The organism is Pseudomonas sp. GL_091 (assembly GCF_057837725.1).
The window spans coordinates 2,700,195-2,715,097 of record NZ_CM174451.1; the positions used below are offsets into that span (position 1 = coordinate 2,700,195).

The 14,903-nt window shown below is 55.3% G+C and carries 11 protein-coding genes; 9 read left to right on the forward strand and 2 right to left on the reverse strand.

Annotated elements, in window-relative coordinates; genetic code table 11:
• Position 1 precedes the first annotated feature (1 nt).
• The 5 genes from AC3ITY_RS12395 to AC3ITY_RS12415 are packed head-to-tail and all read left to right on the forward strand — an operon-like array spanning position 2 to position 9,344.
• Positions 2-5,725 (forward strand): beta-ketoacyl synthase N-terminal-like domain-containing protein, encoded by a 5,724-nt coding sequence (locus AC3ITY_RS12395; protein WP_489309451.1) that lies wholly within the window; start codon positions 2-4, stop codon positions 5,723-5,725.
• Positions 5,715-6,443, forward strand: a complete 729-nt coding sequence (locus AC3ITY_RS12400) for a thioesterase II family protein (protein ID WP_489309453.1) — start codon at positions 5,715-5,717, stop codon at positions 6,441-6,443. Before AC3ITY_RS12395 ends, AC3ITY_RS12400 begins: the two co-directional genes overlap by 11 nt.
• Positions 6,433-7,350 (forward strand): serine hydrolase, encoded by a 918-nt coding sequence (locus AC3ITY_RS12405; RefSeq protein ID WP_489309455.1) that lies wholly within the window; start codon positions 6,433-6,435, stop codon positions 7,348-7,350. Before AC3ITY_RS12400 ends, AC3ITY_RS12405 begins: the two co-directional genes overlap by 11 nt.
• A gap of 1 nt (position 7,351) precedes the next feature.
• Positions 7,352-8,110: a class I SAM-dependent methyltransferase gene (locus tag AC3ITY_RS12410; protein ID WP_489309457.1), complete on the forward strand. Its 759-nt coding sequence runs from the start codon at positions 7,352-7,354 to the stop codon at positions 8,108-8,110.
• Positions 8,097-9,344, forward strand: a complete 1,248-nt coding sequence (locus tag AC3ITY_RS12415; RefSeq protein WP_489309459.1) for an MFS transporter — start codon at positions 8,097-8,099, stop codon at positions 9,342-9,344. The genes AC3ITY_RS12410 and AC3ITY_RS12415 overlap by 14 nt, the downstream gene beginning before the upstream one ends.
• On the opposite strand, the gene proS is transcribed toward AC3ITY_RS12415, so the two are convergent.
• Both proS and AC3ITY_RS12425 read right to left on the reverse strand, forming a co-directional pair.
• Positions 9,336-10,826: a proline--tRNA ligase gene (gene proS, locus AC3ITY_RS12420; RefSeq protein WP_489309461.1), complete on the reverse strand. Its 1,491-nt coding sequence runs from the start codon at positions 10,824-10,826 to the stop codon at positions 9,336-9,338. The two genes, AC3ITY_RS12415 and proS, sit on opposite strands and share 9 nt — an antisense overlap.
• 218 nt (positions 10,827-11,044) lie before the next feature.
• Positions 11,045-11,896, reverse strand: coding sequence for a CAP domain-containing protein (locus AC3ITY_RS12425; RefSeq protein WP_489309463.1), 852 nt, complete (start codon positions 11,894-11,896; stop codon positions 11,045-11,047).
• A gap of 141 nt (positions 11,897-12,037) precedes the next feature.
• Here AC3ITY_RS12425 and AC3ITY_RS12430 point away from each other — a divergent pair, with 141 nt between their 5' ends.
• The 4 genes from AC3ITY_RS12430 to AC3ITY_RS12445 all read left to right on the forward strand — a co-directional run bounded on the left by AC3ITY_RS12430 (position 12,038) and on the right by AC3ITY_RS12445 (position 14,900).
• The gene (locus AC3ITY_RS12430; protein ID WP_489309465.1) at positions 12,038-12,658 is read left to right on the forward strand and encodes a cell wall hydrolase; all 621 of its coding nucleotides are present in this window, start codon (positions 12,038-12,040) and stop codon (positions 12,656-12,658) included.
• 200 nt (positions 12,659-12,858) lie between these two features.
• The gene (locus AC3ITY_RS12435) at positions 12,859-13,836 is read left to right on the forward strand and encodes an NAD-dependent epimerase (RefSeq protein ID WP_489309467.1); all 978 of its coding nucleotides are present in this window, start codon (positions 12,859-12,861) and stop codon (positions 13,834-13,836) included.
• Positions 13,837-13,884: 48 nt separating this feature from the next.
• Positions 13,885-14,625, forward strand: coding sequence for a glycosyltransferase family 2 protein (locus tag AC3ITY_RS12440; protein ID WP_489305124.1), 741 nt, complete (start codon positions 13,885-13,887; stop codon positions 14,623-14,625).
• Positions 14,622-14,900 (forward strand): lipid-A-disaccharide synthase N-terminal domain-containing protein, encoded by a 279-nt coding sequence (locus tag AC3ITY_RS12445; protein ID WP_223456783.1) that lies wholly within the window; start codon positions 14,622-14,624, stop codon positions 14,898-14,900. The genes AC3ITY_RS12440 and AC3ITY_RS12445 overlap by 4 nt, the downstream gene beginning before the upstream one ends.
• The last annotated feature ends 3 nt before the right edge of the window (positions 14,901-14,903 follow it).

A 14,903-nucleotide genomic window follows, 5' to 3' on the forward strand; every position in this document is an offset into this window, starting at 1 on the left:
CATGCGCACCCATGAGGACAACTGCGCCGTACTGGATGAGAACAGCATTGCCATCGTCGGGATGTCTTGTCGGTTTCCGGGGGCGGATTCTGTGGATCAATACTGGCAAAACCTATTGGCCAGCCTCGAAAGCATTCAGGTGAAATCGGACGTGGACGGGCGGGTGCGTGCCCGCGCTGAACTGTCGGGCATTGAAGATTTTGATTACGATTTTTTTGGATTCAGCTTCAAGGAAGCCCAGCTACTTGACCCCCAACAAAGAGTGTTGCTCGAATGTGCATGGGAGGTGTTGGAGGACGCATCGCTGAATGAGCGAGGCGGCTCCATCGGAGTGTTCTGCGGTGCCGGGCCCAGTTCCTACTTCATCAACAATGTCTATGGTCTGCAAGCACACGAAACTGCTTGTGGTTTGTATCAGTCCTCTGAGTCACTGGCGCAGTTCATGGCGACTGACAAAGAGTTTCTAGCCAGTCGGATCGCCTACAAACTCAATTGCTGTGGCCCAGCGGTCAATGTTCAAGCTGCATGTGCGACGTCGATGTTCGGCATTCATGCGGCGATTCATGCCCTGTTACTGGGCGAATGTGGGGCCGCATTGGTGGGCGCGGCTGCCATCTCTGTTCCGCAATCGATTCCCTACTATTTTGAACCAGGGATGCCATTTAGCGCCGATGGTCATTGTCGTCCGTTTGATGCTCTGGCGAGTGGAACGGTTTTCGGTTCCGGAGCGGCAGTGGTCGGGTTGAGGAGGCTAAGTGATGCGCTTGCTGACGGCGATCAGATTCATGCTGTGATTCGTTCGGTGGCAACCAACAATGACGGTGCGCACCGGGCAGGTATGTCGGCGCCATCGGTTGCCGGTCAGGCTCGAGTTATCTGTGAAGCACTTGAGCTGGCAGGTGTCGCTCCAGCAGATATCAGCTATGTCGAAGCTCATGGCACTGCCACCCCCATCGGTGACCCGATCGAGATAAAGGCGCTGGCCAATGCCTTTGCCGGTCGTGATTGCGCAGACACCTGCTATCTAGGGAGCGTCAAAGGCAACATCGGGCATCTGGGGTGGGCCGCGGGCATGGCTGGATTGATCAAAGCTGTCCTGATCGCCAAGCACAAAGTGATACCTCCGACCCTTAACTTCCAGCATTACAACCCGTACTTGAACATCGAAGAAACACCTTTTGAGATCAACCGTGAATCGGTTGTAATCAACCAGCCTCATGTCATCGTTGGCGTCAGCAGTTTCGGGCTGGGTGGCAACAATTCGCACTTGATACTCGAGACCGCACCGAAAGTATTGATGACTCACTTTTCCATCGGTCATGACCAGGCCTCCCTGATCCCCGTTTCGGCCAAAGACCCCAACGGACTGCGTGACCTCTGCATTGCCTATCGGAAGTTTCTAGAAACTCAGACGGATAGCTGTTTCCCAGCATTTGTCTCCAACTTGAGATTTTCCAGATCGCTGTTCGGGTACCGCGCTTACATCATTGCCAGCCGGCGTACGGAAGCTATTGAAGCCCTGACTGCGCTGTCCTTCGACAATCGCTCATCGAACGGACGTACCCCAGCGGTGGGGGTGATGTTCAGCGGTCAGGGCGCAGAGCATAGGGAGATGGGACTCGGGCTGTATGCTCAGGAAGCGTTGTTCAAGACTGAGCTGGATGCGTTTGATCCGGTTTGTCAGGAAGCCTTTGGCGCGCGCGCTGTCGACCTATTGTCCGACGTACAGATCGAGCAGGATATTGCACTGTCGCAGCCACTAACGTTTGCGTTGCAAGTGGCAATGGCGCGACTGCTTCTAAGTCATGGGATAACCCCCGTCGCTCTGTTCGGACATAGTCTTGGGGAATATGCCGCCGCCTGCATCGCAGGTGTGTTCAGCCCGGAGCAAGGATTCAGAATACTTGTGCAGCGTGGTCGACTGCTGGATTCGCTCGGTGATATCGGAGCGATGGCCGTGCTGGAAGGCGATCACGCGTGTGCATCGAGACTGATGGACACAGAATTCGGTGACTTGTCTATTGCCGCATTGAACGGTAGGAGCAATACGGTGGTTTCCGGAACACGGGAGGCAATTGAACAACTCCTGTCCAACGCGCAAGACGCTGGCGTCAACGCGACGCGACTGAAGATTTCACGCCCCGGGCATTCCAGCTTGCTCGACCCATTGCTGGAGAGCTTCGAAGCCTACCTGGATACTGTCGAAATGCGCTCCCCGGTCGGCCCCTTCATTTCCACGTTGAGGGGTGAACTGGCAGGAAGTGAAGTGGCCACCTCGCAATACTGGCGTCGGCAATTGCGTGAAACAGTGAGCTTCAGTGCGAGTGTGGCGTCGGCTTGCGAATACGGCTGCACTCACCTTGTCGAGATTGGGCCGAAAGCAACACTCTCGGGCTTGGTTCTGGGTGACTGGGGCGATCAACTGAGCGTGTTGCCGTTGGTCAAGGGGGGTAGAAAAGATCACCGGCAATATTTGACCGTCTTGGGCGAGTTGTTACGGGTTGGCATAGATGTCCGTTTCCCGGAACTGCCGGTACGGGCTCCGATACTTTCGGGATTGCCGACTTATCCTTTTCAGCGAGTTCGTTGTTGGGTCGAAGCTTCGCCACTGGAGTCTGTCCTGACCGAACCGGTATATCAGACGGTCTGGCAACCGCTGACGACAGCGTCAATGGACGTGCAAGTGGCAGCGAACATGAAGGTGCTGTTTTTTACTGCTGACGAAACACCTGCACAGGATGAGATCCGTTATTTGGCAGATGCTTTCAAACAGTTTCACTGTATTGCTCTTGATCGCGGTGCAGGCGCCGGAACGGAAACTGCTAAGCCATCGTTCGACGAATTGTGGCGAGAGTATGGCGACGGTGTTGACCGGGTTTATCTCGACCTTCGGCACCTATCGGACGCACATGTCTCTACAGCAGTCAGTGCCTGTGCTCAGACCTTGGACCTGATGCGTAGCATGACGAGCACTTACCCGCAGATCTGCTTGTTGTTTGCCGTACAGGTTTGCAGCGATGGTGACGAGGCACCTGGGCCGGTGGCCAATAGTGTCGTGGGCATGCTGCGTTCTTTGTTGCTTGAGGAACCTGACCGACAGGTGACCGTCCTCAACTTTCTCAGAAGCCCGCAGTTTCATTGTGCCGAAGAGGCAGGGCCGATCGTACTGTTGCCGTTCACTGAAGAGCTCGTCGTCACAATAGAACAAGGACTGGTCAAAGTTCCGCGCCTGGAGCGGGTGTTGGTTGACGACTTGCTGGAGGGTGAAGTGGATCGCGACTCGCACTATCTCCTTCTCGGGGGTGGGGGCGGCATCGGCCAACAACTGATCGAACGCCTTTGTGCCGATCAGTGCGGCTCCATTTCCGTCATCGGCCGCGCACCTCAGCCGAGTGACGCATTACGCAGGCTGATGACGCTTCATCCGACCGTCCGCTATCTGGGTTTCGACTTGTCGACCGATCAAGGGCGGGACGATTGTGCGAAGCATTTGCGGCAGACCGTCGTGCATCGGGCAACAATCTTCAATCTGGCTGTCGATCTCAACGATAAATTATGGAGCGAGATAGGGATTGCGGACCTGCAGCAATCTTTCGACGCCAAATGCAGTAGTGTCCTGAGCCTGTATCACTTGCTTCGTGAGCAGGGCACGGTGATCGAATGTGTTTTTAATTTTTCTTCCGCCACTTCGATTCTGGGCAACGGCGGACAGTTGGCTTACGGGGCCGCCAGTGCTTTCCTCGATGCGGCCCACGCCTTCCTGTTTCCTGAGGCGGGCCAAGTGCTGACGGTCAATTGGGGCGTGTGGGGTGATGCTGGAAAGTTGCGTGATGCACGTCAGCGCTTGCAGGTACTCAAGGCCGGCGGCTTGAACAGCCACAACAGCGAGCAGGGATACCTATTCCTCCGCAGGCTCTTGGGCGGTCCGTCCCGCCACGTTGCCTACATGAACATCGACGCTCAGATACTGGCGGACAGATCCCGAGTCAGTCAAAGGTTTCTCGAACGTTTGACAGCCGAGCCCCGTCCTCGCGAAAGCAAGCACCCGGACAGTGTGTCGACGCGTCTGCTCGGATGTACAGATGAGCGGGAAATCGGCCAACTGCTAGAGAGCTGGCTGGTATCGACCACCGATGCGCTCGTCGGGCTGGAGGCGGCAAGCCAGGGAAATTATGACGCCATCAAGTCGTGCGGTTTCCAGTCGTTGGGGTTCGACTCTCTGGCGTTAGTACAGCTGAAGAACGCCTTGGGCTCACAGTTGGGGTTGCAGTGGAGCCTCAAACGTTTCCACGCCATCGAGGCACTGAGCGAGTTGCACGCTGAAATGCTTGTTCATGTCAGTCAGCCGGCCTGGCGTGCAGCGAATCAACCGAACAAAGACACCGTGGAAAACAACGTGCAGGACATGGTTGTTTCCTTGCAACAGGCTCGATGGATTTCGCTTATCGGGCAGGATTACGGTCTGCGCATCATTCCGTATCGGATTTACTGCTCCTTCGATGCCGAGCATTGTCGCAAGGCGCTGCTGCAGGTAATCGACGAGCATCGATTGTTACGCACGTTTTTTCCACAGGGGCAGCCCGTGGTCAAGACGGCGGCACAGGTGGTCGAAGGCTTCGGGACTTTGTTCACCAAACTCGGTGGGCAATCCGAAGCGCAGCAGACACGTCAGATCACGACTCTTGTACGTTCAATGACGCAGGGGTTGCCAAAGCCCGAGGATAATGTGACGTGGGCCATTCACTTTATCGACATCGCAGGCCCTTGGTTCATTGCCCTACTGGGTGTCCAGCACCTGGAATTCGATGGCAAGTCACTGACCTTAATGTTCGACCGTTTTGGTGAGTGCCTTGATCGAATGGCCAGGGAACAGCCGCTGACCAGGATTGAACATGCCATCGACTATATCGACTACGCACGCCGTCAACAGCAGTACCTCAGTGGCGACTGGCTTAGAGATAAAGGTTTTTTCAAAGGGCTGTACAACGCATTCGAAAGACCTACGGTGCTTCCTGGACATCCAGGGTTCCACTCCACCACGGTGTGTTCGTCGTCGCGACACAGTGTTGACGTTGCCGGTGCGCACTGCACATTGAGCGAAATGGCCGCGCAGAACGGATTTAGTGTGTTCAACGCCATTTTGTATGCCTACGCCTCGACCATGGCCGAGGTGATTGACTGTGGTCAGCTGATTATCAGTGCCATCAACAGCGGCCGCGGATTGAGTGAGTTCAACGATGTGATCGGCCCGTTCACGTCTCCGTTACCGGTACCGATTATTGTGCATCACGAATGGTTGACCGGAATCGCAATGGTTGCGCGCACACTGGAGGCCATGCACGCCTATCCGTTGATGCACCCGACGATGTTGATCGATGAAGTATCGGCATTTTCGGGGATGGCCCATGACACCTACTTTTCCGATCTCGGTATTAATTTCCTCAACTACCGTCACACCACTGCAAGTCCGGGCAAGGTATGGATCGAAGGGGTAGAAATACTTGGTCCTGTCGGCGAGGGGGTTCTGTCGGGGGCCAACGTCGAAGACATGCGAAGGGTGCCCGGACTGCATCTGGTGGTTGAAATCAACGGTGATGACTTGCGCTTCAATTTCTGGTTCCACACCCAGCGTTTTACCAACACCGAGGTGAAAGGTTGGGGCGATCTCATGGTGCGTAACGTCAATGAGCTGCTGGACCTGGCGAGGGCATTAAATGAATCGTGATCCAGCGACACTGCTTTGCTTTTCTTATGCCGGTGGCAGTGCCGGATTCTACGCACGTTGGCGCAGTGTATTGCCCCATATCAAGGTCATCCCAGTCGACATGCCGGGGCGGGGCACTGCTCGGGACCTAGAGACGTTGGTGACCCGAAACGATGTCATTGACTACCTGCTCGAACATTACCTGCGTCGGTGTGTACCGCCATTCGCATTGTTCGGGCATAGCCTTGGAGCGCGCATCGCGTTTGAGTTGCAGTCGGTGCTGCAGTGTGACTTTGGGTTGCAAGCCTCGCGGCTGTTTATCAGTGGTTGTCTGTCGCCGGAGCGCTTTACTCGTGCCGTGGCTGTTCACGAGCGGGATCTGAGCGATTCGGCATTATTGCGGGTACTGGCCGGAATGGGCGGTACACCGCCGGAGCTGCTTGACAACCCGTTCTTGATGCAGACAGCACTGCCAATTATCCGAGCTGATTTTGAGTTGGCGATCGACCTCTCCAAAAGTGCCGCCATGTCCGTTGCATCACCCATCCATCTGTTACTGGGCAATCAGGACAAAGTCACTTGTCTGTTTGAAGACTATCCCGGTTGGCGGCGTCATACCTCCCGAGGGTGTCAGGTATCCCTTTTCGAAGGGGACCATTTTTTTGTCCGTTCCCAGACGAACCCGGTTGCCATGCTCGTCAGGGAACAGTTGCAGGAGGTTGTGCCGCGTGAGGAATGAACTGCAGATACAGGATTGGTTGGGCGGTGGCGGCTGGCCCTTGCACACCATCGGTCAACGAATGATCGAGCTCGCCAAACAAGAGCCTTCTTGTGCCTACCGTTGGTGTGTTCGTGATGTGAGGCAGGGTACCCGCCATGTGTTCAATGAACACATGGCAGGTCCTGCTTCGAGCACCCGCAAGCTGTACATCCTTGTGACTACGCTGCTGTTGGTTGAGCGCGCAGAGCTTGCCCTAGAGGAAACCCTAGTGGTGGATAACTCCAGGGCAGGGAACCAGACCTGTGGTGGCCTCTGGTTGTTGGACAGTCCTCGAACATTCACCATCGGCGAACTACTCAAGTTGATGATGGGGCTGAGTGACAATGTCGCAACGTTTTATCTGGTTGAGCGGATTGGACTGCAACGTCTGAATGCACTTTCAACGGATCTTGGACTGCGCCAAACCCGGCATCTGTCGTCGGTGCCAAGTCAAGCGTTGACTGCGGATCACTCCTTGGACGCCGTCAACACCACGACGGCGTGGGATCTGGCAACAGCGCTGTCATTTTTGGTCGATGGCGCAGAAGGTCGACTACCGCAGGGCGGTGCCTTCATTGGCCAGCGACTTTGCCGGTTCGGCCTTGACGCAATGCTTGCCCAACAGGACACCACTGCAGTGAGGAGCTGGATGGATGAAGTGGGTCACATAGGCGACAAGCAGGGCGTTGGCTATCGCAATTACAACAACGTCGGCTATTTGGTTCGTGATGGCTCGGTGCGGATGGTCTTTTCGTTCATTGTCGATGACCTGCACCGGATGGAGGAGCCGCGACCGGCCTTTGCTCACGCCAGGGATTTCATTGCCCTGTTCTTTCGCTTGCTGGACGACTTCAGCAAGCTCCAGTCACCTTCGAAGGATTCTTGATATGGTCTGTTCACTGGCTGAGAGCTACCAGAACAAATCCGCTATTTATGACAGCGCTAGACCGTCCTATCCGCTGCCGGCAATCGAGTTCATCCACAATCAGCTCGATTTGTCCTCGGGCTTACCGGTGTTGGACGTCGGTGCGGGTACCGGAATACTTACCCGGCAACTGGCGCTGACCGGCATGCCAGTTGTTGGCGTGGAACCTGATGTGCAGATGCTCGCGAAGGCCCGAGCGGGCACCGAGGCGCCCAATGCAAGTTTTCGAAATGCCACCGCCGAGCAAACGGGATTTGCCTCCGGCTCCGTGTCGGCCGTGGTATGTGGTCAGTCTTTCCACTGGTTTGATCCGGGTAAGACCCAGGCTGAGTTCAGACGTGTACTGGCCACAGAAAACCCGGTATTTCTTGTCTGGAATATTCGTAGTCCCGATTGCGACGGATTTCACCGTGATTACGAGCAACTGCTGCTGAACCAGTTCGAACGTTATGAGGAAACGCTACAAATTGATCAGTGTCTGGAAGATCGTCTCCGCCAGTTTTTTGAGGGGCCGTATGAGGAGCGCACGTTCGTCAATAGCCAGCAGTTGAGCGCATCGGGACTGCTAGAAAGAACCATGTCCTGTTCTTATGCCATGCTGGTCGGAACACCAGAACATGATTCGGCCAGTCGCGCCTTGAACGCTCTGCATCAGCAATACCGGCAAAATGATGTTGTTTCCATGATCTATAAAACGCGAGTGGTCTATGGACGTCTTTGAACGGTTGAACGAGAGTCAGCTGTTGCGCGGAGCCGCTTGGGTGGTGCCACTATCATTTTTCCCTACGTTAGCGCGGGCTGCATTTCTTTCCTATTTCCTGATTTTCCTGAGTGAGCGGTTTGTGCTATCAGTGGATCGGATCGGTCTTTTTGTAGGAGGATTCATCCTCCTGAGTTCTGTCGGTAGTCTGGTGTCTGGCGCGTTGCTCGACAGAATGAGTATCAGAACATTGATGCTCAGTTCGTCGGTCCTGCAGTCTGCTGTGTACGCCGGCCTGTTGTGGTCCGATTCGCTGGTGCTCGTGTTCATCCTATGCCTGGTACTCAACCTGGCGTACCTGTTACTCGAAACGGCCATACGCATGTGTATCGCTCGTTGGTTTTCCTCAGCAGAAACCGCATCCGTGCTCTCGATTAAATACACCCTTACCAATACAGCTTATGCAATAGGCCCATTGGCCGGCCTCTGGTTGAACAAACATGGTGTTTCGCCAATGTTATTTTGCAGCGCAGCCGCGATTGCATTTGCCTTGGCTGCGTTCCGTCCTTTCGCAGATACGCAGGAGCGCGAACACACACGTGACAACAGTGAAGGAGTACTTGGCTCTCTGGTGAACATGGCCAAGGATCACAAGTTGCTGAAGTTCACAGTGGCCAGTGTCCTGTTGGCCGGCGTATTCGGGCAGTTTCACCTGTATGTAGGCCAATACTTGCTCACGACGTACTCCACTGAGCAAATGTACGAAATCATCAATGTGGTATTCGTCACCAACGCGCTGACATCAATTCTGTTGCAGTACCTGATCGGTCGCAAAGTAACGGCTGAACGCTTCAGGCTTTGGACGTGCGGGTGTGTTTTGGCCTTCGCCGGCGGGCTGTTGGGATTTGCATTCTCCAGCACGGTATTTACCTGGGCTGTCTTCACTGCCTTGTTTACGGTGGGGGAGATCATCATTCAGCCTCTTGAGTTTCTTTACATCACGCGTATTGCTCCTGCCCGAATGGCAGGGGCGTACTACAGTTCTCAAAACCTTACCTATCTTGGAGCGGCATCCACGCCGGTGGTCTGCGGTTATATCCTCGTTGACTTAAGTCCCTTGTATTTTTTGTTGTATCTATTGGTATTGCTGATTGTAGGCGGTGTGATTTTCTACAACGCAGGCGGAAAGTTGGCTTCTCTGGAAACAATACAGCCCCGCAATAGCGGGGCTGTAGGTGATCAGGGATCAATATGACTTTGCATAAAGTGCCCACATGTTCGTTTTTCGGCCGGTGAATAAACAGGTCGCGGAGATTCCAGGTTGTTTTAGCGGAATACAGCGAACGGTTACTCCAAGCTCTCCGATAGCTTTTTCAACTTTCTTGTCCTCGCTGAAGGGGGCGAGAACAAAGGCGTTAAGTTTTGCGTTCTGTTTGAAGTGTTTTTTGAATTCGTCCAGGGTAGTGACCGTTTTGGTGTTATCGGACAATTTCTTCTGTGCCACCACTAACATGTCTTTTTGAAGGGTGGCCAGTGTTTTCGAGATGTTATTAACGAAATCTTCAGTGTCAAGTTTCAGAAGGTTTTTGCAGTTGTTTCGACAGGAATAGGACACCCCATTTTGCTCCAGTTCCTTTATGCCAATCTCGACCCGGACAGGGACGCCACGCTTGATGTGGTACCACTTTTTTTCGCCACTGTTCATGTCCCGCCAATCAACACTGGCCCGAAGGTTTTGCCCCTTCAGTTTTTTCCGACAAATCTGCTTTTGCAGTTTTTTGCAGTAGTCATGAATGGCATCTGCATTCTGTTCGTTGCGCACGATCGGGATAATGACGACCTGCGTCGGTGCCACGAGGGGCGGGAGTACTAGTCCATCATCGTCACCATGGGCCATTATCATCGCGCCGATCAGTCGCGTGGATACTCCCCAAGACGTGGTCCATGCCAGTTCTTTTATCCCTTCTTTGTTCACGAAGCGGATGTCTGAACTCTGTGCGAAGTTCTGGCCTAAAAAATGAGAAGTACCTGCTTGCAGGGCCTTGCCGTCTTGCATCATCGCTTCAATGGTGTAGGTGCTGACGGCGCCCGGAAAACGTTCCCAAGAGCACTTTTCGCCCTTGATTACTGGTATGGCCAGGTGCTCGGTAGTAAAGCGCTCATAGATATCCAACATCTTTAGCGTTTCGACCAAGGCCTCATCATGAGTTGCGTGAACGGTGTGACCTTCCTGCCATAGGAACTCCGATGAGCGCAGGAAAATCCGGGGACGCATTTCCCAGCGCAGTACGTTCGCCCATTGATTGATAAGTAGAGGCAGATCCCGATGGCTTTGTACCCATCGTGAAAAGGATGCACCGATGACCGTTTCACTGGTGGGCCTGATGATCAACGGTTCTTCTAGTGTTCCTGCGGGAGTAAGCGCTCCATCCGTTGATTTTTCGAGACGGTGATGGGTTACAACTGCGCACTCTTTGGCAAAGCCTTCAACATGCTCGGCTTCTTTTTGAAGAAAGGATAACGGTATCAAAAGTGGAAAATATGCGTTTGAGTGTCCTGTGTCTTTGATTTTCTTATCAAGTTCTCGTTGAATCTGCTCCCATATGCCATACCCCCAAGGACGGATAACCATGCAGCCTCGAACTGGAGAGTTCTCAGCCATTTCCGACTGGGTAATCACTTGTTGATACCAGTCAGAAAAGTTTTCATTTCTTGTAGGTGATATTGCGTTTTTCATAGGGCCCTTTCTTTGAAGTCGAAATTGTTATTCGAAATGGTGTCGTAAGGGGTAGGTATATTTATTGAGCTTTGAAATTTCAAGACTTCATGTGTGGTTTTTCATATTTCAGAAATTTCCTTCAGAAGGATCTTTCTTTTTGTAAAGTTACTCCGCTCTTCGACGTGTTCGTCGACCACAAATAGCCCCCAATGCAATCGCTTCGGGGGCTATGGCACTCACTGAGCCCCAAACATCGCCGTCCAGTAAATCCCCGCATCGCTCTTCGGATCGGTCGCATACGCCGCGCCAAGTTCGCGGAACTGCGGGTTCATCAGGTTGGCGCAGTGGCCAGGGCTGACTAGCCAGCCTTCGACCACCTTGCGGACGCTGTCCTGCCCGGCGGCGATGTTTTCGCCGATCTGCTGGAAGTCGTAGCCGGCCAGTTCTGCGCGGTCACCCGGGGTGCGGCCATCGCGGTCCTTGTGATCGAAGTAGTTGTTGTTGGCCATGGAGCGCGAGTTGCCTTCGGCGGCGGTGGCCAGCGTGGCGTTCCAGGCCAGCGGCGCGGTCGCATTGAAAGACTGGGTGCCGCATTGACGCTGCTTGGCCCGTGCGGCGTTGAGTTCGATGAGCAGCTTCTGGCCCTCGGTCTGCGAGTCGCCCAAGCGTGAACTGAGCAGTGGCCGCGCCACGACGATGCGCCACTGATTGTCCTGGCGGCTGACGCCGACATCGACGAATTGCGGGTCGAGGACGATCTGGCAAAAACTCTCCTGAATCGCCTTCATCGCCGAGGCCGCATCGCGAGGCCCGGACAGGCTGATGGCCTGCACATTCTTCATGGGATAACCCGCAGTGGCCATGGCCTGCTGCAGATTACCGATGCTCGAGGCGGTCAGCACCAGGCGTGGGTCGGCCGACAACGGCGGAAGCTCCGATGAAACCTGGCCCGCACAGCGCTGCAGTTGGCTGCGGTAGACGTTGATCGATTCGACCAATTGCGCTTCGTCCGCCGCCACGGCGTGGGCGGCGAATACCAGGCCCAGAGACAAACCGGTCAAACGCATTGCGGATGAGATGAAACCCATGAATATCCCCTTGAGCAGATTGCGCCCATGATGCGCGAAGTTGGTCCATCCAGGACAACGGATTTATCCAGAGTGTAGTGGGGTGGGCGAAATCATTTCACTACTAGACTGAATCGAATCGCTCACCGAGTGACACCGACCATGCGCCTCGACTGGATCGCCACTTGCCTCGCCTTCACGTTGCTTGCCGGCCCGGTGTCCGCTGCGGATCAAGCGCAAAAACAGCAAGCGGCCGAGAACAAGGCCGAGGTGCTGGAACACAAAGCCGCCGAGAACAACAACCCCGCACCGGTGCCCAAGGCTGAAGCCATTACCCCGTCCGAAGTCCAGGCCGTCGACCCGGCGGGTGTCGCGCCGCTGGACGACGCGATCACGTGCCTGGCCCGGTCCATTTACTGGGAAGCCAGGGGCAAGGACATCGCCGACATGGAGGCAGTGGCCAACGTGGTCATGAATCGTCTGGGGCATGAGGGCTTTCCGGACACGGTGTGCAAAGTGGTCAAACAGGGTTCAGAGACCAAGAGCTGCCAGTTTTCCTGGTGGTGTGACGGCAAATCCGATTCGGTGCAGGAAGAGGTGCCTTACGCGATGGCCAAGGAAATCGCGCGCAAGGCCCTGAACAAGGAACTGCCGGATCGCACCCAGGGTGCCCTGTATTTCCATGATCGTACCGTCAAACCGGATTGGGCCACGCAATACATCAAGACCGTGGATATCGGTTTGTTCCGGTTTTACAAGCCACATGACGATTCGGCCAAATAATAGCGGCTGTTTCGGCCAGATATTGTTTTTTTTGCTGAGGTTGCGCACGGCGTTATCGAAACTGAAATGTTTCTGTTTTATAAGCTTCATAACGAAACCGTGCGCGAATGACGCCATAAGCAGGAGCTACATATGAAGCTGACGAGGGTCTGGATCAGTAATCTCGCGCCGATCGCGGCGCAGTCGCAGGGATGCGTCCAATGACCGTTCTGGTCACCGGTGCGGCCGGTTTCATCGGTTTTCATACGGTCCAGCGCTTGTGCCGCGAGGGTCAGGAAGTTGTCGGAATCGACAACCTCAACGACTACTACGACGTGGAACTCAAGCACGCACGCCTCAAGGTGCTGGAGACTTTGCCGGGTTTTCGTTTCCGGAAAATGGACATCGTCGATAAACCGGCCCTGATGAGCCTGTTTCAAGAACACCGTTTTACCGAAGTGGTGCATCTGGCTGCTCAAGCCGGGGTACGCTACTCGCTGGACAACCCGGATATCTATGCGCAATCGAACCTGGTGGGTTTCCTCAATGTGCTGGAAGCCTGTCGGCACCATCGCCCCGAGCATCTGATCTACGCCTCGAGCAGTTCGGTGTACGGCACCAACAGCAAAATGCCGTTCAGTGTCGAGGATCCTGTCGAACATCCCGTTTCGTTGTACGCCGCCACCAAGCGCGCCAATGAACTGCTGGCCGAAAGTTATTGCCATTTGTATGGCTTGAAAGCCAGTGGCCTGCGCTTTTTTACCGTCTACGGTCCGTGGGGCCGCCCGGACATGGCGCTGTTCAAGTTTACCGAAGCCATCCTCAAAGACCTGCCCATCGACATTTACAACGAGGGGCAGATGTCGCGCGACTTTACCTACGTCGACGACATTGTCGAAGGTATCGCCCGACTACGCCCCAAGCCACCGGTGCCGGAAGGCTCCGCCGCCGGGGTAAACAGGCTCTTCAACATCGGGCGTGGCATGCCGGTGGCGTTGCTGGATTTCGTCGACTGCCTGGAATCCGCCCTGGGCCTGCAGGCCCGGCGCAACTATATGCCGATGCAGGCCGGTGATGTGGTCAAGACCTGGGCCGATATCTCGGCACTGGCCGAGTGGGTGGGCTTCAGCCCGCAGATGACGCTCGAAACCGGCGTCGGCGAGTTTGTGAAGTGGTATCGGCAGTTCTATCAGATTTGAAGCGTTCGCCTCTGATCTCGAAAAAATCAAAAGGGCGAGAGAGACCCCATGAGCCAAGACATTTTTGTATCCGTACTGATTCCCGCCAAGAACGAAGCGAACAACCTCAAGCCGCTGCTTGAGGAAATCCGCGTCGCATTGGCCGATGAATCGTACGAAATCATCGTCGTCGACGATGGCAGCACCGATGCGACCCTGCAGGAATTGCGGCAGATCCGCCAGAACGGCCTGAACACCCTGCGCATCCTGCATCACGAACGTTCGCTGGGGCAGAGCACCTCGCTGTACCACGCCGCCCGTGAGGCCCGCGGGCAGTGGCTGGCGACCCTCGATGGCGACGGGCAGAACGACCCGGCGGACATCCCCGGCATGCTGGCGCTGGTGCGCGGCGAACCGGGCAAAGTTGACGTGCAACTGGTCGCCGGGCATCGGGTCAATCGCCGCGACACGGCGAGCAAACGTTACGCCTCGCGTTTCGCCAACAACCTGCGCCGTCGCTTGCTCAAGGACGCCACCCCGGACACCGGTTGCGGCCTGAAGCTGATCGAGCGCGCGGCGTTCTTGCGCCTGCCGTACTTCGATCACATGCATCGCTATATTCCAGCGCTGATCCAGCGCCATAACGGCCGCATGATCGTCCATCCGGTCAACCACCGGCCGCGCACGGCCGGGGTGTCGAAATACGGCAACATCGACCGCGCGCTGGTCGGCATTCTCGATTTGTTCGGTGTCTGGTGGCTGATCAAGCGCACGCGGCTGAACACCATTGCCCAGGAGATCGAAGGATGATGTTGTCTCGTGAAACCCTGTGGCTGATCGTCGGCTTTGCGGGGCAGGTGGCCTTTACCGGACGGTTTGTCCTGCAGTGGTTGTACAGCGAGTACAAGAAACGCAGCGTGATCCCGACCAACTTCTGGTACCTGAGCATCGTCGGCAGTACCTTGTTGCTCGCCTACGCCATCTACCGCCAGGACCCGGTGTTCATCGCTGGTCAGGCGTTTGGCTCCATCGTCTATTTCCGCAACCTGCAATTGATTGCCAAAAGCAGAAGCGTGAAGGAATAAACC